Annotated in this window: 17 protein-coding genes; all 17 read right to left on the bottom strand. The window is 28.2% G+C overall.

Annotation, left to right across the window (positions count from 1 at the left end):
- Positions 1 to 214: 214 nt before the first annotated feature.
- Positions 215 to 2,137, bottom strand: coding sequence for a Stk1 family PASTA domain-containing Ser/Thr kinase (gene pknB / locus PNO30_RS04770; RefSeq protein ID WP_271987341.1), 1,923 nt, complete (start codon positions 2,135 to 2,137; stop codon positions 215 to 217).
- Positions 2,127 to 2,873 (bottom strand): protein phosphatase 2C domain-containing protein, encoded by a 747-nt coding sequence (locus tag PNO30_RS04775; RefSeq protein WP_271987342.1) that lies wholly within the window; start codon positions 2,871 to 2,873, stop codon positions 2,127 to 2,129. The genes pknB and PNO30_RS04775 overlap by 11 nt, the downstream gene beginning before the upstream one ends.
- Positions 2,851 to 3,984 carry a 23S rRNA (adenine(2503)-C(2))-methyltransferase RlmN gene (gene rlmN / locus PNO30_RS04780; protein WP_271987343.1) on the bottom strand — a complete coding sequence of 378 codons (1,134 nt, stop codon included), beginning with the start codon at positions 3,982 to 3,984 and terminating at the stop codon, positions 2,851 to 2,853. Before rlmN ends, PNO30_RS04775 begins: the two co-directional genes overlap by 23 nt.
- A complete protein-coding gene (gene rsmB / locus PNO30_RS04785; RefSeq protein ID WP_271965370.1) occupies positions 3,978 to 5,303 on the bottom strand; it encodes a 16S rRNA (cytosine(967)-C(5))-methyltransferase RsmB in 1,326 nt (441 codons plus the stop codon). The genes rlmN and rsmB overlap by 7 nt, the downstream gene beginning before the upstream one ends.
- Positions 5,296 to 6,258, bottom strand: coding sequence for a methionyl-tRNA formyltransferase (gene fmt / locus PNO30_RS04790; RefSeq protein ID WP_271987345.1), 963 nt, complete (start codon positions 6,256 to 6,258; stop codon positions 5,296 to 5,298). Before fmt ends, rsmB begins: the two co-directional genes overlap by 8 nt.
- Before the next feature lie 88 nt (positions 6,259 to 6,346).
- A complete protein-coding gene (locus PNO30_RS04795; RefSeq protein WP_271987346.1) occupies positions 6,347 to 6,850 on the bottom strand; it encodes a methylated-DNA--[protein]-cysteine S-methyltransferase in 504 nt (167 codons plus the stop codon).
- A 180-nt stretch (positions 6,851 to 7,030) separates the two neighbouring features.
- Positions 7,031 to 7,540 carry a PBECR4 domain-containing protein gene (locus PNO30_RS04800; RefSeq protein WP_271987347.1) on the bottom strand — a complete coding sequence of 170 codons (510 nt, stop codon included), beginning with the start codon at positions 7,538 to 7,540 and terminating at the stop codon, positions 7,031 to 7,033.
- 360 nt (positions 7,541 to 7,900) lie between these two features.
- Positions 7,901 to 8,356 carry a signal peptidase II gene (gene lspA, locus PNO30_RS04805; RefSeq protein WP_271987348.1) on the bottom strand — a complete coding sequence of 152 codons (456 nt, stop codon included), beginning with the start codon at positions 8,354 to 8,356 and terminating at the stop codon, positions 7,901 to 7,903.
- Positions 8,357 to 8,369: 13 nt separating this feature from the next.
- Positions 8,370 to 9,014, bottom strand: a complete 645-nt coding sequence (gene nth / locus PNO30_RS04810) for an endonuclease III (RefSeq protein ID WP_271987349.1) — start codon at positions 9,012 to 9,014, stop codon at positions 8,370 to 8,372.
- Positions 8,995 to 9,516, bottom strand: a complete 522-nt coding sequence (locus tag PNO30_RS04815; protein ID WP_271987350.1) for a DnaD domain protein — start codon at positions 9,514 to 9,516, stop codon at positions 8,995 to 8,997. Before PNO30_RS04815 ends, nth begins: the two co-directional genes overlap by 20 nt.
- Before the next feature lie 9 nt (positions 9,517 to 9,525).
- Positions 9,526 to 10,812, bottom strand: a complete 1,287-nt coding sequence (asnS, locus tag PNO30_RS04820) for an asparagine--tRNA ligase (protein ID WP_271987351.1) — start codon at positions 10,810 to 10,812, stop codon at positions 9,526 to 9,528.
- Between the two features lie 129 nt (positions 10,813 to 10,941).
- Positions 10,942 to 12,792, bottom strand: coding sequence for an exonuclease domain-containing protein (locus tag PNO30_RS04825; RefSeq protein ID WP_271987352.1), 1,851 nt, complete (start codon positions 12,790 to 12,792; stop codon positions 10,942 to 10,944).
- 28 nt (positions 12,793 to 12,820) lie between these two features.
- Positions 12,821 to 13,981, bottom strand: a complete 1,161-nt coding sequence (locus PNO30_RS04830) for a CCA tRNA nucleotidyltransferase (RefSeq protein WP_271987353.1) — start codon at positions 13,979 to 13,981, stop codon at positions 12,821 to 12,823.
- 58 nt (positions 13,982 to 14,039) lie between these two features.
- Positions 14,040 to 15,224 (bottom strand): acetate/propionate family kinase, encoded by a 1,185-nt coding sequence (locus tag PNO30_RS04835; protein WP_271987354.1) that lies wholly within the window; start codon positions 15,222 to 15,224, stop codon positions 14,040 to 14,042.
- Positions 15,225 to 15,431: 207 nt separating this feature from the next.
- Positions 15,432 to 16,583, bottom strand: a complete 1,152-nt coding sequence (locus PNO30_RS04840; protein WP_271987355.1) for a hypothetical protein — start codon at positions 16,581 to 16,583, stop codon at positions 15,432 to 15,434.
- A gap of 192 nt (positions 16,584 to 16,775) precedes the next feature.
- Complete coding sequence (locus PNO30_RS04845) at positions 16,776 to 17,885, bottom strand: glycosyltransferase (protein ID WP_271987356.1); 1,110 nt, start codon at positions 17,883 to 17,885, stop codon at positions 16,776 to 16,778.
- Positions 17,886 to 19,439 (bottom strand): lipopolysaccharide biosynthesis protein, encoded by a 1,554-nt coding sequence (locus PNO30_RS04850; RefSeq protein ID WP_271987357.1) that lies wholly within the window; start codon positions 19,437 to 19,439, stop codon positions 17,886 to 17,888.
- Positions 19,440 to 19,445 lie beyond the last annotated feature (6 nt).

The raw sequence follows: 19,445 nt of genomic DNA on the forward strand, positions 1-19,445 counted from the left end.
ATTGTATATTAACTTTTTAAAAAAGGGAGTGACTCAAAAATCGTGATTTCATAGAAATCGATTTTGTCGAGTCACCCCCGCACAGTTTATTAGATATCTAAAAAGCTTACCCAAAGCGAATTTAGATATCAATAAACCACTGCGTCTATGAGTTCTCATGTAAACTATTTTTAAAATCTAGTACTTTCGAGTCAGCACCTTTCATTATCATTATTTAGCTATTATCTCTTCTGTCATTATTATTTATATTAGTTGAAGAGTTTGTATTTCTTGAAGATGAATTATTAGAGTTATTATCATTATTTGTTCTAGCATCAGTATCAGAATCTTCTTTTGAAGTTTTCTTCTCTTTTCCTTTAGAAATTATAATTTCAAGTGATTCCTCACTAGGGATTATACTAGACCCACTTCTTATACTTTGAGAAATTACTGTACCAGCTTCTTTATCTGAGTATTCTTCTTTATAAGAAACATTTTTAAATCCATAAGAAGCAATTACACTTTCAGCTCTACTACTATCTTCACCGACTAAATTAGGCATAGAAACTTTTTTCTTACCACTTGAAACTTGAATAATTAGTTCTTTCTCTTTCGGAACTATTTCTGTACCCGCTGGGATATTTTGAGAAACTACTTTACCTGTATCAAATCTGTCGCTTTCAACTTTTTCAACAGTAATATTCTTAAATCCTAGTTTCGATGCGTTTCTTTTTACATTATCTTCATTCATACCAACAAAGTTAGGCATATCAACAGTTTTCTTACCAGATGAAACACGTAAATCAACTTTTGATCCTTTTCTGACTTTTTTACCAGCCTTAGGATCACTATCAATAACTGTTTTTTCTTTTACATCATCACTAGCAACTTCAGTAATATCTCCAACTTCTAAGCCAGCTTTAACAATAGTAACTTTTGCTTCCTCTAAAGTCTTATTACGAACATCAGGTGCAGAGACACTATTAGCACCTATTAAATAGTTATATGTGAAAAATGCTCCAACAATAATTGCTACAATTGCTAGTATTGCTAAGAATATATGTTTAGCCTTAGAAGTTTGCTCCTTATCATTTTTCTTACTTACACTATTATAACTATTTTTGTACTGCTTATTCTGATATCCCCTATTGTTATTGTTATTTTGTCGTTGATTCTCTTCATAATCGTAATAATCATCTTCTTCATTATAATTATTATAATCTGAATAACCATGAGGATTATCAATAGGATTTCTATCAATATATTGAGTTTGATTATAGTTGTTATTTTGAGCTGGTTCTGTTGGTATTTTGAATCCTGTATATTTATTTTCATGTAATCGTTCTGGATTTAATACAGTACTTAAATCTTCAAATAACTCCTTCGAACTTATATATCGTTCATTAGGGTTTTTCATTGTAGCATGAAGTACTATATTTTTTACACTTTGAGGTACATTATCTCTATATTTATCGATATCAGGAAGCTCTTCTTGCAAATGTTTTAAAGCGATAGCAACTGCTGATTCACCTTTGAAAGGTATTTGACCTGTTATCATTTCAAAAATAAGAATACCAAGAGAATATATATCACTTTGAGCTGTAGCAACATTTCCGCGAGCTTGTTCTGGAGATAAATAATATACAGTCCCTAACATTTGATTTGTTTGAGTCAATGTAGTATCTCCATATGCTCTAGCAATACCAAAATCTGTAATCTTACATGTTAAATTCTCATTCATTAAAATATTCTGAGGTTTAATATCTCTATGAATAATACCATTCTGATGGGCATGACTTAGTCCCGCTGCAATTTGCTTCGCTATATGAACAATTGTTTCGATAGGAATACGTGGATTTTTTATCATGTAGTCTTTTAAAGTCATTCCTTCTACATACTCAAGTATTAGATAGTAAAATTCTCCTTCGTTCTCCACGTCATAAATAGATACTATATTAGGATGAGAAAGACTAGTTACTGCTTTAGCTTCTCTATTAAATCTTTTTACAGCATCTTCATCATTAGCATCAATTTTAAATGTTTTAATAGCTACTTGTCTATCTAAAATCGTATCATAACCTAACCAAACAGTGGCCATTCCACCTGTACCTAGATGATCTAAAATTTTATATCTATTACATATAATTTTATTTATCATGGTTTACACCCCCTAGATTTTTTATTATAGCTACAGATATATTATCTACTCCTCCGCGATTTACACACAATTCTATTAGTTTTTCTACAGATATTGATAATTCATTGTTTCTAACTATATCTTGAATTTCTTCGTTTTCTATCATGTTTGTTAAACCGTCAGAACATAGTAAAAAATAATCATAGTTGCTTAAATCATCAATAAACGTGTGTAAATTAATATTATCTCTTGTAGCTAATGCTTGAGTTAGTACATGGCGTTCTGGATGAGTTTTTGCTTCTTCTTGTGTTATAGCTCCGGCACTTATTAAGGCTCCAACAAATGAATCTTCTACAGTAACAACATTCATCTCATTATCTTTAGTCAAACCATACGCGCTACTATCACCAATATTATAAACAACAACTTGATTGTCAAATGTAGCTACTGTGACAATAGTAGTTCCCATTTTTTTATTCTTTTCTTGTGATTTATTAAATAATTCTAAGTTCAATTTTTCTATTTTATCACAAAGCCAATTTTTCATATTATTAAAATTGGCAAACGTTAAATCTTGCCATTCTTTTTCTAAAGTCGACACGATATAATTACTTGAATATGCTGCATTACTATGGCTCCCTACTCCATCACAAACAACTGCAAGGACTTCTCCTTGTTTATTCTTTGTAACACTAACTGCATCTTCATTTTTTTCTTTTCTTCCCTTATTACTATTATACGAATATACTAGTGGCATCTGGAATTCCTCCTTTTACCTCTTCCTTACGTTCTTTAGCACGAAGTTGTCCACAAGCTGCATCTATATCATCACCTTGTGTTCTTCTAATTGTCACATTAACTTTATTTTTCTTAAGCACTTTTTCAAATGCAAATATATCACTTTTACTTGTTCTAACGTAGTTACGTTCAGGAACATAGTTAATAGGAATTAAGTTAACATGACAGTTTAGACCTTTAATAATCTCCGATAATTTCTCTGCATGTTCTTTTTGGTCGTTTACTTTACCCATTAGACCATATTCAAAAGTAATACGACGATTAGTAGTTTCTTGATAATATTTTAAAGCTTCCATAAGCTTATCAATATTATAAGCTCTGTTTACTGGCATGATTTTACTTCTTAATTCATTAGTAGGTGCATGTAAAGAAACCGCGAAGTTAATTTGAACTTTTTCATTCGCAAAATCATATATTTTTGGAACTATTCCAGAAGTTGAAACAGTAATGTGTCTAGCTCCAATATTAAAACTTTCATCACTATTTACTATTCTGATGAAATCCATCATCTCATCGTAGTTTTCAAATGGTTCACCAATACCCATAATTACGATACTAGAGATACGTTCACCTTTTTTATCTAATTCTTGTTGAACTTTTAACACTTGAGAAACTATCTCACCCGCTTCTAAATTACGTTTTAAACCACCAAGTGTTGAAGCACAGAAAGTACAGCCGATACGACATCCTACTTGTGTTGTTACACAAAGAGAATTTCCGTATTTATTTTTCATAAGTACACTCTCAATTGTATATTTATCTTGTAGCTCAAATAAGAACTTCATAGTACCATCAGCTGATTCTTGTTTAATTATTGTTTTTAAAGTTGTAATTTCGAACTCTTCAGCAAGTTTTTCTTGTAATGATTTAGGTACATTTTTCATTTCTGAAAAGTCTGTAACCCTCTTTTTATATAACCAATCATAAATCTGCTTAGCTCTAAATTTCTTTTCACCAATACTAACAATATACTCTTCTAATTGATCTAATCTTATAGAATATATTGACATTTTATCGAAATCTTTTAACCATCTAGACTTTTTATAACCTTTAAAATCTGAAATTAACATTTTGCCTCCATTTTTTTAAGTTTTGCGATAAAAAAACCATCGCAACTATATTCATCTGGTAATATTTCTAATACACCATTTTCTCTCGATTTAACTATACTATTGTTTAAAGTTATATTCTCTAAACTAAAATCTTTGTTCTCTTTTAAAAACTTCTCGATATTTTTTATATTTTCTCTCTTATCTATTGTACAAGTAGAATACATAAGTGTTCCACCTTGTTTAACATAATTTTTGCTATTTTCTAAAATTTGATATTGAAGTTTCGCAATATCTTCAATATAAGCATTAGTAATTTTATATTTTATCTCGGGTTTGTTTTTAATAACCCCTATCCCTGAACATGGAACATCACATACAACTATATCAAAATTTTCAATAAATGAATCATTATTTACTGTTGCATCTTGTTCTTTAACTTGAATATTTGTTATATCAAGTTTTTCTTTGTTATCTTCGATTAACTTAAGCTTATGTATATATTTATCACATGAAATTAAAGTAGAATTAAAATATTTACTAGCTATATGTAGACTTTTTCCACCAGGAGCAGCACAAGTATCTAGTATTTTATATTCTTTATCTAGTGACAAACCAATTGATGATGCCACTAACGCACTTGCCTCATCTTGTATAATATAATATCCTTTAGTAAATAAGTTACTATCTAAGTTTAATTTATTTAAAATAAGACTATCTTCACAGATTTCACTCTCGCTAACCGCATCACCTAATTTTTCTATTAGCTCTTTCTTAGTGATTTTTAAAGGATTATATCTAATACTATTTTTACTCTTCTCATTAAAAGATAAAACAATTTTTTGAGCTTTTTCTACTCCGTATTGTTCTTTAAGTATATTGTATAATTCGTTAGGACAACTATTTTCTATACAGAATTGCTCGGCTTTATTTTTATACTTAAGATCTAAATTACTAGCATGTCGTTCAATATTTCTAAGAATACCATTTACGAATTTTCCTGTGATATTACCTGCAACTTTCTTACTTAGTTTAACAGCTTCATCAATAATTGCGAAATTTGGAGTTTTATCCATATACAGTAATTGATAAATACTCATTAATAGGATAACTTTAACCTTTGGCTTAACCCTACCTTTTGAATAGCTTTTAAGAATATGTTCAAGATATATTTTATTCTTTATAGTGCCGTACACTACTTCACTAATAAATCTTTTATCTTGTTCTTGAACCTTATGCTGATTAAAGTACTTATTTAACGTAATGTTGCTATAACCATCTTCTTGAATAATTGTATAAAGTACTTCATAAGCAATATGTCTAGCATTAATGCTACTCATTTTCTTCACCTAAAATTGTCCCTACATAATCTTTCTTATTAGATAAGAAATTAACTACAGGCATACGCTTTTTACCAGATACTTGAAGTTCATGTACTTTTAGAACTGTACCATTTCCACATAAAACATAGATATTTTTCTTATCTTGCTTAATTATAGTTCCTACTTTACTATAACTAGATTGTTCTTCTAACTCAACAACTTCACTAGACCAGATTTTTAACACATTACCATCTAAGTAAGTAAATGCACCTGGCGTAGGATCCAATGCGCGAACTTTATTAAACACTTTTCTTGCTGATGTATTCCAATCTATCTTCTCATCTTCTCTTAAGATATTTCTTGCAAATGTAGCTTGCTCGTCATCTTGTTTTTCAGGTGCAATGTCACCACTAAAAATTTTCGGTAAAGTTTCATTTAGTAAATCACGACCAGCTACTGAAAGTTTATCATGTAATGTTTCATAGTTATCACTATCTAAAATATCAACTTCTACTTTTGAAATCATATCTCCTGCATCTAGTTTTTTAACCATATACATAATAGTAATACCTGTTTTCTTATGGTCTTCTAATATCGAATATTGAATAGGTGCACCACCACGTAATTTAGGTAATAATGACCCGTGAACGTTTATACATTTATGTTCTGGGATTTCTAAGATTTTGTCTGGTACAAGCTGTCCATATGCAGCTGTAATAATTATATCAGGGTTTAAATCTTTTAATGTATTATATGTCTCTTCATCTGTTGATATTTTTTCAGGTTGTAATACCTTAATATTATTCTCTAATGCGACAACTTTTACTGGCGGTGGTGTTAACACCTTTTTTCTACCAACTTTTTTATCTGGTTGGGTAATTACTAAATCTACCCCATAATTTTCAATTAACATTTCTAAAACAGGAACAGCAAATTTTGGAGTCCCCATAAATACTATTTTTTTATTGTTCATTTATTTCTCCTAATAAAGAATTTAATCTTATTAATTATATCATATTTTCTTATATTCTTCTATTATTCATCGGTTTTTAGCGCTCTAGTTAATAATTATTATTATCAGATTCAAAATTTAATAAGAACCTCTTATTTTCTAATCCTGCAGCATAACCTGTTAAAGATCCATCAGTACCTATAACTCTATGACAAGGAATAAATATCAAAAATGGATTATGCCCAACTGCTCCACCTACAGCTTGAGATGACATACCATTAATCCCCTGTAATTCAGCAACTTTCTTAGAAAGATACTTATAAGTAACTACTTCGCCATATGGAATATCTTTAAGTAACGACCAGATGTTTTTTCTAAAATCAGTTCCTATCATTTTTATAGGTATATTTTCCAAACTGGGTTTTTCATTTTTAAAATAGCTATCTAACCACAACTTTCCCAAGTTAAACACTTCTAATTCTTCATCAAATGAATATTTATTAATCTCATCAGGAAAATACTTTTGACCCTCTAAATAACAACCACATAGATGCATACCATCAGAAATTAAATATAGAAGACCTATCTTACTCTTATATGTGCAATAATACATTTAAAACTCCTTTAATTTTTTATAAACTAGTAAAAAAATTTACTTTCACCTAACTATTGATTATCTTCTTAAATTTATTCGCTTATACGATATTTCTATTAATTAATTACCTTCCATATATCAAAACAACATATATTTTAATATATAACTTTTTATATTATAAAAAGACTAAGAACAAGCTTAGTCTAACCATATAATATTTCTAATTTTTGTTTTACGAGCATTTTGATATTTATTTTCATAGGTTTTATGTAATGTTGCAAGATAATAAATAGAATTCTTATTATTTTTCTTAAGACCTAGAACAATTACCTCATGTCCTTTATTTTTATAGATAATTAAATTTAGATACATTGTATTAGGGTCAATATCTTTTTCCACAATACATAATTCTACATCTTTTTTTTTTAAAATTTCATGAATAAATGGATAACTATCTATTCTAGGACGGATAATTCCAAAATTTTTGTGTTTCCTTATATGATTTAATGTTAAATATCCACTTTCAATAGATTTAATGGAATTAGTTGCTCTGCCTGATATAACTTTATGCAAATCTAACAAATGATGTAAGTCTGTTTTAGAAAAATAAACATGGATAAAATTCATTTCTTTATATGAAGTCTCTATACAACATATTTTATTACAAAAATTTTCTTCGTAATCTTTTAAAATTTCTAAAAGTTTCAACTTACAATCATTTCATTATCTTTAAAAATAAAAAAAGATGCCTTATTGAACATCTTTTATTGAACACGTACCCGAAGACATCTCGAGTAGAGATCGGTGAACAGACATAAACCCTCTGCCAGGGAACATAGTGTGTTCCTACTATGTCGTCGACTAGTTTAACCTATAGTATGGTTAATAACGAGACGAGAAGGAGAAATTTTCCATTCCTTTTAATCTCAATATCAATTTTAATATATACTTCATAATTTGTCAACTTTTCCTGCTGTATCATGTGTGATTCACTATCCCACTTCTACCTGTTTACTTGTAGTGTCAAAAAAAGAGAGTATGATTAAAAAATCATCTCTCAGTTTATTATTATTTATCTTCTTCCTTATAAATTTTAAATAATAAGAATACAACTCCTACACAAATAAAGCAATCCGCTAAGTTGAATATAGGAAAATCATATCCAAAAATTCTAAAATCTAAGAAATCGACAACTTCATGCCTAGTTATTCTATCAATAAAATTTCCAATTGCTCCTCCATAAATTAGAGAAAAAATAGCTTTATCAAAACTTGATAATATATTTCTTTGTTTAACTAAATAATATGTTAAAATAGCAATAAAAATTATCGTAATAACTATAAAAAATATACGGCTATCTTGTAAAATTCCCCATGCGGCTCCTCTATTTCTATGGGATGAAATACTAAAGAAATTAGCAATAACTTCCTTACTTTCTCCTAATGTAAAATGATTAACTATAAAATTTTTACTAAGTTGATCTAGCAATATTAGAAAACATGCCAGTATAAATATAATTAGCATAGTCCTTCTCCTCTTATTTTAATACTAATAATTTTTCTAATTCAGGGTCAATAGAACGCTCACCTCTTGCAGGGAGTTTATAACGACCTAAATGAATTAATTGATGATGTATTTTACCCCAACTTTCCATAGGAAAAACACTCATCAGATTTTTTTCGACTTGAAGCGGACTATCATTTATATCCGCAAGACCAAACATTTTTGCAACCCTTTCTACATGAGTATCAACTGCTATAGCAGGTATATTAAAACCAACAGAAAGAACAACATTCGCTGTCTTTCTACCTACACCGGGTAAAGTTTCTAATTCCTCTCTAGTTTGTGGAATTTTATAGTCATAAACATCTCTAAGCATATTAGCCATTCCAACAATATTTTTTGACTTAGCTTTATAAAGACCTAATGTACGAATATATTTTTCAATGTCTTCTACTTTAGCATCAGCATAGTCATCAATAGTTTTATAATTTTTGAATAATTCTACTGTAGCTCTATTAACATACTCATCTTTACATTGGGCAGACAACAGAACAGCAATAATCAATTCTAAATTATTAGAAAAATCTAATTCACATTCAACATTAGGAAATACTTTATCCAAATAATCCATTACTTTTTTTGCTTTAATCTTTTTTTGTCTATTTGTTAAACCAGTCATAACCTAAATTAGTTCCACTTTCTTTTTTTATTTCTTTACTAACTTTATTGTTTAAAATACCATTAACATAACTAATATTTTTCGAGATAGTTAATGCCTCGTCGATCTCAGTTTTTGTATATTTTCTTTCAAACCATGAAGACACTATATCCATCTCTTTTGAAGTTAATATTTTCCCTGTGACTTTCTCAACTAATCTTAAAAGTTCACGTAATGTATAGTAATCATCTTTATTATTTAACACTATAAAGTCTATCCTACTATCCGGTAAAAGTACTATTAATTCTTTCTTAATCAAAATATCTAAGAGAGAAAAAATCTGATCTTCAGAATAACTTAATTTTTCCTTGAAAACTTCCATTGAAAAAGGTATCTTCCCTTGCTTTGTCAAATAACTTATCTGAAGAAGAAACATTGCTTCCTCTCCAGATAAGTTATGAGAAGTATAATTCATTAAAAAATCAGCATCAACTAAAAGACCTTTTATATTGATATTGATCATATTAAACTCCTATGGTGTTAGTCTGTTTAATAAACGTGGGAATGGAACAGTTTCACGAACGTGTCCGTTACCTGTAATCCAAGCAACTGTTCTTTCCAATCCTAAACCAAATCCTGCATGTTCAACAGAACCATATTTACGTAAATCTAAATACCAACCATAAGCATCAAGATTTAAATCGTGTTTCTTAATATTGTCTAATAGTTTATCATAATCGTCTATACGTTGAGAACCACCAATAATTTCCCCGTATCCTTCAGGAGCAATTAAATCAGCACATAATACAACACCAGGTTCGTTCGGATCTTCAATCATATAGAATGGTTTAATATCTAATGGCCAGTGAGTAATAAACACAGGTTTATTATAACTATTAGCTATAAATGTTTCATGTGGTGATCCAAAATCATCTCCATATTCAATATCGTCAAATCCATTTTCTTTTAATAACTTGATTGCATCTTTATATTTAATACGAGGGAATTCTCCTCTAGCATTTTCCAATGCTTCAATATCACGACCTAAAACTTTAAGCTGTTCTTGACATTTTTCTAATACATCAGTTAATAAGTGATTAACAAAAGCTTCTTGTAAAGCTAAACTTTCATCATGATTACAGAATGCCATTTCAGCTTCAATCATCCAGAACTCGATTAAGTGACGACGAGTTTTAGATTTTTCAGCTCTAAATGTAGGACCAAATGAGAATACTTTACCAAATGCCATTGCAGTAGCTTCTAAGTATAATTGACCTGACTGAGAAAGGTAAGCTTCTTCGTCAAAGTATTTAGTGTTGAATAATTCTGTTGTTCCTTCTGGAGCTGATGAAGTTAAAATTGGTGGATCAGTTTTTAAGAAACCTTCTTTTTCAAAGAAATCATAAGTTGATTTAATGATTTGATTTCTAATTGTTAAAATAGCGTGTTGTTTTTTAGAACGAATCCAAATGTGACGGTTATCCGCTAAAAATTCTACTCCATGTTCTTTTGGAGTGATAGGATAATCGACTGCTTCAGAAATTACTTCAAAATCTTCAATCTCTAACTCAATTCCAGAAAGTTCTCTTTCATTTTCTTTAATTAACCCTGTTACTTTTAATGAAGTTTCTTGTGGTAAGTGACGTAATTGTTGATATCTTTCTTCACCTAAAGATTCTTTTAAAGCGATAGCTTGAATAAATCCAGCTCCATATCTTAATTGGAAAAATGCAATTTTACCACTGCTTCTCTTGTTAGCAATCCATGCACCAAGAGTTACTTTTTGACCTAGTTGTTCTTTTAAATTGTTAATGTTCAACTTACAGTCCCTCCTAATTTTAATTAATGTTTTGTTCAATTTTAAATTGTAATATATTATATATGAAAACTATTTATATTATAACATAAATTTACTATTTTTTTAATTATGTGTTTTTATTTTTCTCATCTAATGTTCTAAATCTCGAAAAACTATAATACTTTCAAATATATCTTTAAGATAGTAACGATACTCCAGAATATCCTTCGTCGCGTAACATCTGTATGATATTTTATTATTTTTTATAACTTCATTATATAATTCGTTAAAATTATCCTTTATTGAGAAATTGTAATATTTTATATAACTTCTTTTTTCTCTTTTATTAAAATATAAATCCTTATATTTATTACTTTCAAATACATATAATATTGAACCTGTAGCTTTTGAATTCAATAATTCCTCATCACCATTACTATAAATATAATGTGCTTTAGCTTTTAGATTTAAATATTTATGGTGTCTTGAATGAATTATATTAATTAATCCCTTCACTTTCTTATCGTCAACAACTGTTAATTTCAAACTATTTTCTTGATTAAGGACAACGAATTTATATGCATTTTTAGAATTTGTAAGTACATCTTTTAATTTTTTCATAAATTTGTAAGAAACTGGTAATATATCTTTATAAGATTTTATATCATTTAATATAGCCTCTACATCTTGAAGAATAAAACTCAAACTGTCATTATATAAGAATAAACTTTCTGATATATACATTTCATGTAAGAATTTTACAAGACCATCTATATTATTTCTTAACATTTTAATGTTTTTGTCTTTAAGATTTTTCGATACAGCAACATTTAACTCAATAATAACATTTTTATAGAAATAATCTTTTGTATTTTTTGAATCAAGTTCACGTCCTAAAATCTTTTTATTTTCAAAAATAAAAGTATGATTTTTTAAGTTGTTATTTTCCAATAAATATTCGATTGAATTATAATTTGTAACAATATTTTTACAACTATCGGCAACCCTATTCTTTTCATCAAAATAATAAGATTTAGAGCTTATTAAAATACCATTTCTTATATTATCAATATACAATTTCTCAAGATAAAGTAAATTTAATTCACAAAAGTCCCCAGAATTTGTTTCTAATATCCATACATATAATTTTATTAATAATTTATCTAAATTTAAATCTTCTTTTTTGGGGAATAGTTTAAATATATTTAATGGAATATAATTACTCTTTTCTTTTAAAATAACATAGTTCCTAATTTTAAAGTTGTCTATATATTTCTTTTCATTAATAGATGAAAACATTATAAATTTATCTTTAAAATTGTTATCATTGACTTCATATGATACTTTTTTAAAATCTACACCATCAAAATTAATGAAGTCTTCTTTTTTTATTTTCTTTCCTCTAATTATTCTTTTGCAATATCTAGCAAATTTAAGAGTATTGTAATCTATTTTTTCTAAAAGTACTTCAATCTTTTTAAAATTGTTTGAATTTATATTTGCTATTCTCTTAGAAATTTCTTTTAGTAATTCTACTGTTACTTGTACATCAATAGCGGCATTATGATATCCATCACCAGAGTATAGAGCAAGAGAATTAGATAAATCAGATAATCTATAACTTTCCTGAGTTGGCAAAAATAATCTAGCTAGTTCAACCGTATCTAAAGACATTTTAGCATGATATCTTATTCCTACATCATGAAACCTTTTCTTTAAAATTACATAATCAGATGGTAAGCCGTGACAAACAAGTATATCTTCTTTTATGAAATCATATAATTCTTTGGCAACATCTTCAAAATATAATTTTTCGCTTAACATATCATTATTAATACCAGTTAACTCAGTAACAAAAGGTGAGACTTGTTTTTTAGGTTTTATATAATAATTAATAGACTCTAACTCTTTAAAGTTTTGATCCAGTTTTGTTGCAGAAAACTGAATTATTTCTTTTTCCTCAGTTAATTCAATATCCACTACACAAAATAATTTATTCATATATTCCCTCACCTCTCTTTCATTATATCTATTTATTATCTCTTATTTTCATTAAAAAATCTAGTATGTCTTTTCTTGTATTATCTATTTTATATAATATAATATCTTCTTCTAGTTTCTTAATGATTTCTTTTATCCACGGTCCTGCAGGCTTATCTATTATACTAATGATTTCCATTGAAGTTATAGCTATATCATTAAAAGATTCAATTGGTAGTTTAATCTTTTTTATATCTTCCATATCACAATACTTAGAATAACTAGCTATAAAAGCAATATCTTCGATATCATAGTTATATAAAATTATTTCTAAAGGAACATTACTAATAAAGTCCTTGTTAATTTTTTCATATATTTTAACCTGTTTAATTTCTTTATTAGATAGTTTTAGTTCTTTTAACTTTTCAAAAGAAATATCATTAATATTAGATAGGATGTATAAACTTTGACAAAAAGTATAATTTGAAAAATCAATTATTTTAGAAACTTCATCTAGAAAAGGAATATAATTATTCAATTTACTATCTAATAATAATTCCAAACTACGTTTATTGCCTTTTCCAGTCAATAGTTTTCTAAATTCATTTACTATACGCTCAATTGAAACAAATTTTATAAGCTCCGCATTATTTTTTATAGCCTTTAAGGTATTTTCTTCAATTTCAAAGCCAAGTTTTGAGGAGAAACGGAATGCTCTTAACATTCTTAAGGCATCTTCAAAGAACCTTTCATTAGGATTATTAACAGTTTTTATTATTTTATTTCTTAAGTCTTTCTCTCCACAATGATAATCATACAATTTCCCCTTACTATCAAGAGCCATAGCATTTATTGTGAAATCTCGTCTATCTAAATCTTCCTTTAAATCACTAACAAACTCCACCTTTTCTGGAGTACGATGATCAATATAATCATCTTCAGTTCTAAAAGTTGTTACTTCAAAACTGTCACCATTTATCAATATTGTAACCGTTCCGTGTTGTATTCCTGTATCTATACTTTTTTTAAAGATTTGTTTAACTTCATCAGGTAAAGCATTAGTAGTAATATCTATATCAGAAAAATCATCATTAAGTAAGTAATCTCTAACACAACCACCCACTAAATATGCTTCATAACCTGCCTCATTGAATTTTTCCAGTATATTTATGGCACTGTTAAATTTCTTTTTAAAGTTATTTATTTCCATATTATCCTTTCAAAATAGTAAAGGACTGGAGAAACCCCAGCCCTTTTAATCTCTTATATTATTTAGATAAGTTATAAGTATCTCTAGCAATCATAACTTCTTCATCTGTTGGAATAACAAATGCTTTAACTTTAGAGTCTGCTGTAGAAATTTCTGCAACTTTTCCACGTACATTGTTTCTTTCTTTATCAACTTGTACACCTAGGAAAGTTAATCCTTCTAATACTTCTTCACGTACCCATGTAGCATTCTCACCAACACCAGCAGTAAATACGATAGCATCTACTCCGTTCATAGCTGCAGCATAAGCTCCAACATACTCTTTAATTCTGTTGATGTAAACATCGATTGCTTCAGCAGCATGTGGGTTAGTATTTCTTACAGATTCAACATCACGTAAATCAGAAGATAATCCTGAAACTCCTTTTAATCCTGATTCGAAGTTGAAAATACGCACGATTTCTTCAAGAGATAATCCAGTTTTTTGAGCGATGTAAGGGATAGTAGCTGGATCAATATCACCAGTTCTAGTACCCATTACTAATCCTGATAGTGGAGTGAATCCCATAGAAGTGTCAAATGATTTACCATTTTTAATAGCACAAATTGAAGCTCCGTTCCCGATGTGACAAGAAATAGTTTTTAGTTCTTTTGGATCTTTTCCTAAAACTTCAGCAACTTTTTCCCCAATGTATCTATGGCTAGTTCCGTGAGCACCATATTTACGAACTCCGTATTTCTCATAAAATTCTCTTGGTACAGCATACATGTAAGTTGATCTTGGCATACTTTGGTGGAATGCTGTATCGAATGTTAATACATTTGGAACTCCAGGTAATTCTTTTTGGAACGAACGAACACCTTTAATATTAGCTGGGTTGTGTAAAGGCGCTAAGTCTTCGATTGAATCTACTTTAGCTAACTCTTCATCATTAACTAATACAGAAGCATCATAGAATTCTCCACCATGAACAACACGGTGTCCAACTCCTTCGATTTCTTTAACATCTTTCACAATTCCTAATTTAGTTAATTTTTCAAGTAACATTTCGATTGCTACATCGTGATTTGGAATATCTAATGTTTCTTTATTTTTTTCGCCGTTGAATTCGATAGTGAATACACTATTTTCAATACCGATTCTTTCAACTAGTCCTTTTGTAATAACTTTTTCTTCAGGCATTTCAAATAATTGAAATTTTAAAGATGAACTTCCTGAGTTAATAGCTAGTATCTTTGTCATAAGTATATATCTCCTCTTACTCTATTTGCATTATATATAATATTATCTCATTAAATATAATTAATTACAAGAGTTATTTATTTTTTTTTATAAAAAAATTTACAAAAAAACTGATAACTAGAATACGCTATCTATATTTTAGTTATCAGTTTTATTAGTTTTTATAATTTTAAAATGAATATGAAAATATTTTGATTAAATTAATATTTAAGATATATATGTACTACTAACTATAGACCAACCACCATTATCATATTGTTCAAGTTCACCTCTTGCATTAACTCTATACTTCCCAACAACACTTCCATTACGTTTTAAATTAGCATAAGCTAAATGATCACTACCTAACCAAACATCATATGAAAAATCAGATGCAGAAGAATTACGAGCAAAATCTTTAATATACATAGCTCTCGCCCAGTTACCAACTTGTGTATCAGTCAATTCTTTTGTATTTACCGAACTATCTTCTCTAAGTACTATACTACTTGAATTAGACTTACTGTCTTTACTACTATTGTTATCTTTAGATTTTTCACTTAATCCTCTTACAGTATAAGAGCGTTTAAATTCACCTTTAAGCTCAAGTTTTTTAGCATCAGCAGAAGATTTGCTAAGACTTATTGTAACTTCAACCTTTTCTCCATTTTTTAAATTATTTGATTTACTATAAGTAATCGTAGGTTCTTGTAAAAATTGTGTTACACTTCCATCTGCATTTTCTACTGTTGGGACCTTCTTAATATCTGCTGCTGCAGTTCCATCCCCATCAGTTCCATACGGTTTAAATTCTATTTCATATTGATTAAGATCAACTACTGCCTTTTTATTTACTACATATTTATTATAAGCAAAATAACCAGAGATAGCTATAAGTCCAACGATTAGAAAACTAACTAAAAGTATTATGCCTGTTCTTTTCTTAGGTTCAGCATATTCTTCATATACTTGATTAAAATTATTATCATTTTGTTCGTAATATTCTTGGTTATTTGTAGCAAATTGATTGTTATCATTATAAACATTATAACTTTCTTGATATTGCTGAGTATTATAATTCATGTTTTGATCTTGATAATTTATATCGTAATCATTTGTTCCCTGATTAAAATAATCGTTATATCCCTGCATATCTTGATTTTGAAAGTTGTCATTAAAATTAGTATTTTGATTATATTGATCGTTATACATATTTTGATTTTGATAATTTTCATTATAAATTTGACTTTGGTCATAATTAGATTCATTATAATCCAAAAAGTCCTGGTTTTGATAATTATCATAATAATTTTGATCTTGATCTTTATAACCACTGTTAGATTCGTTATTATTATATCTTTGATTATTATTATTACCCATAACTAAACTCCTATACTTCATGATACGTTTTCTATATATAATTTATTTATTATATTTCACTTATAATATTACCATACATCTAATGATTTTTCTATATCAACCGTAATTAGACAGAAAATAAAAAGATTATAAAATTAACTTTCATCAAAATAATAATTCGGATTCAAGTATATCTTATAATCAATTTACTAATTACTCATTAAATAAATTTTCTAACTGTCTTGTTGCAGATTTAATTTCATAACCATGTTCACTAATTTTTTTATAAATATATTCATTATTTAATACACGCGAATTTCTAACAGAAAGAATCTTGTCTGCCCAAAGCCTCCATTCATCTTTTAATGATAAACTGTTATTATAATTTTCTAAGATGCCAGCATCTGGTAAGTGACTCGCTGTTACAACTGGTAATCCATTCGCCTGTGCTTCTACTAAAACGATTGGTAATCCTTCAAAATTAGATGGGAAGAAAAATACGTCTAATAGATTTAACATTTCTCCAACATTGCTTTTTAATCCAGTGAAAACCACCTTATCTTCAACATTATATTCTTTAGCAAGATTTGTTAAAAATGTTGTATCGCCTCGTCCAATGAACACTAATCTTGAATTCGGTTCTTTCTTCACTAATTCGGAAAATACTTTAACACAAAAACTTTGATTTTTTTGTTTTTCATACAAACGTGAGACTTGTCCAACTACAAGGCAATTTTCTGGAATACAATATTCTTCTCGCAATTTGTCACGAACTTCTTCGTTATATAAAAATTGTTCTACTTCTATTGCATTATTAATAACTAGTGCCTTTTTTCTTTCCTTGCCGTGATAAAAATGATTAGCCGCTTCTACTCCACACGCCCAAAAATCTGTTGCATATTTCCCAACAAAAAGCCTATTAACAGGATGAATAAAACGATAAAATTTATCAGCAGTTGCACAATGACCATGAACAATTCTCTTTTTAATACCATACTTTTTAGCAAGTTTTAAAAATTCAAGATGAGTCAATCCATTTTGATTAGACCACAAAATATCATATCGATGGGCATTATTTCTAAAGAACTTATCCCACTCTTTCAATGCTAGTTTTATATTTGGTCTTAACTTAGGTATTCTATGAACGATTATAGGATTTTTGCACAATTTTTTAAAATGATCACTAAATTCAACATTTTCTGGACCTTGAAGTAAAAATTCAAATTCAAATTCATCTGTATTTACATTATTGTAAAAATCTACAACAATCTTTTCTAATCCCCCAATATCGGGAACTAACCCACAAACTAATACTCTTTTCATTTATTTTCTCCTTAATCTCTTTAAAAACAATATTTTTCGCATCATACGTACAATTAATTTTCCTGCTTCATGATTTCTATATATATAAATATATATACTAAATAATCCAAGATATAAGATTATTTTCATCACTATAGAAATAATAAGCTCCTGCTTAGAAAATACAAAAACATCTAATAAGATAATACAGACAATACTTATCGTAAATACTGCAAAATGTTTAATCATGTTTTTGAAATATTCTTTTGCTGAAGATTTGATCCCATACTTAAACGCGCTATACGGCTCATACCATATACAAGTTACCACCGTTGAACAAATAGTACCTAATAAAATACCAGCTACACCTAAATCTAAGACAACAAGATAATAAAGCGAAAAAACTATATTTAATATAATTTCTGAAATAGTTTTATAATTTTGTTCATAACTTAGTCCATATACTGATATTAAAATAAGCGCAGGCCTTCTATAATTTGTTAAGAAAAAATTAACAACTATAAGAACTACAACTTCTATATTAAATAGGAAATCTTTACCCAACCAAATCGTTATAAATGGATTAATAAAGATTAAGAATCCCATACTAAAAAGATAAACCATACTAAAGACAATAAACTGAAATTTTTTTATAAAGTCTAGTTTAGATATAAGTGTAGTATCTTCAGAATGAATTAAATTACCTATTGAGGATATAACTGGATTAATTGTTGTACTTGCTAATAGAGATAAAAATCCAAGTACAAAAATATAATTCCCATATAGACCTATAGCAGTTAAACTAATATAAGCCCCCATTAGAAGGCTATCAGTTTGAAAAACAATAGTTTCTCCAATACGCCCTACAATATTACCTTTTATATTTTTAACAAATCTTTCCTTTTCTTCTTGAGTAATAGAAGTGACTTCTTCATTAAACAAATAATCATACATTCTATCAACAATGCTAGACATAATAAAATTACCAATTATATTCATGAATATGCCTACTAAAAGATATATAACAAAATTCTTAGTATAGATTAGGACTCCAATCTGTAGAAGAATACGAAGAACATAAAGACTAAAATCAATCGAAGTCATGATGTAATTACGTTGATCCACATACAACAATGTTCTTTTATACGAGAAAAAGTAACTCGAAGAAGAGTTAAAAACAAAAAGAAAGTAAATAATATATACTTCGCGATTTATCGGATAATCCTTAATTATATACGGTAAAAATAATGCTAAAATAGCTCCAATTATGAAAATACCAATCCCGATCATCCTATATAACTTTTTAAATAAAGTCATAAAAGCATTAATCTTAGCATGCTCTTCTCTAGCCAGTGGTCCATATAAAGCATAGGTCATAGCACCACCTATCCCCAATTCAGCTAAGGATAACATTGATACTAAGCTAGATAAATAATTATTTAAACCTAAATAAGTTACTCCAAGAATATTTAAAAATATTGTCCGGCTTACAAATCCAATAAGTGCTTGGAAAGGTTGGATTGCAAGCGCGATACTTGTATTTAAAGTTGCATAATCTGTTCTACTTTTTTTCATGTAATC

The organism is Gemella haemolysans, assembly GCF_028308085.1.
Classification (GTDB): domain Bacteria; phylum Bacillota; class Bacilli; order Staphylococcales; family Gemellaceae; genus Gemella; species Gemella haemolysans_D.

Coding starts and splice junctions, on each gene's coding strand:
- pknB (WP_271987341.1), bottom strand. CDS start 2,137: ATGATAAATAAAATTATATGTAATAGATATAAAATTTTAGATCATCTA.
- PNO30_RS04775 (WP_271987342.1), bottom strand. CDS start 2,873: ATGCCACTAGTATATTCGTATAATAGTAATAAGGGAAGAAAAGAAAAA.
- rlmN (WP_271987343.1), bottom strand. CDS start 3,984: ATGTTAATTTCAGATTTTAAAGGTTATAAAAAGTCTAGATGGTTAAAA.
- rsmB (WP_271965370.1), bottom strand. CDS start 5,303: ATGAGTAGCATTAATGCTAGACATATTGCTTATGAAGTACTTTATACA.
- fmt (WP_271987345.1), bottom strand. CDS start 6,258: ATGAACAATAAAAAAATAGTATTTATGGGGACTCCAAAATTTGCTGTT.
- PNO30_RS04795 (WP_271987346.1), bottom strand. CDS start 6,850: ATGTATTATTGCACATATAAGAGTAAGATAGGTCTTCTATATTTAATT.
- lspA (WP_271987348.1), bottom strand. CDS start 8,356: ATGCTAATTATATTTATACTGGCATGTTTTCTAATATTGCTAGATCAA.
- nth (WP_271987349.1), bottom strand. CDS start 9,014: ATGACTGGTTTAACAAATAGACAAAAAAAGATTAAAGCAAAAAAAGTA.
- PNO30_RS04815 (WP_271987350.1), bottom strand. CDS start 9,516: ATGATCAATATCAATATAAAAGGTCTTTTAGTTGATGCTGATTTTTTA.
- PNO30_RS04825 (WP_271987352.1), bottom strand. CDS start 12,792: ATGAATAAATTATTTTGTGTAGTGGATATTGAATTAACTGAGGAAAAA.
- PNO30_RS04830 (WP_271987353.1), bottom strand. CDS start 13,981: ATGGAAATAAATAACTTTAAAAAGAAATTTAACAGTGCCATAAATATA.
- PNO30_RS04835 (WP_271987354.1), bottom strand. CDS start 15,224: ATGACAAAGATACTAGCTATTAACTCAGGAAGTTCATCTTTAAAATTT.
- PNO30_RS04840 (WP_271987355.1), bottom strand. CDS start 16,583: ATGGGTAATAATAATAATCAAAGATATAATAATAACGAATCTAACAGT.
- PNO30_RS04845 (WP_271987356.1), bottom strand. CDS start 17,885: ATGAAAAGAGTATTAGTTTGTGGGTTAGTTCCCGATATTGGGGGATTA.
- PNO30_RS04850 (WP_271987357.1), bottom strand. CDS start 19,439: ATGAAAAAAAGTAGAACAGATTATGCAACTTTAAATACAAGTATCGCG.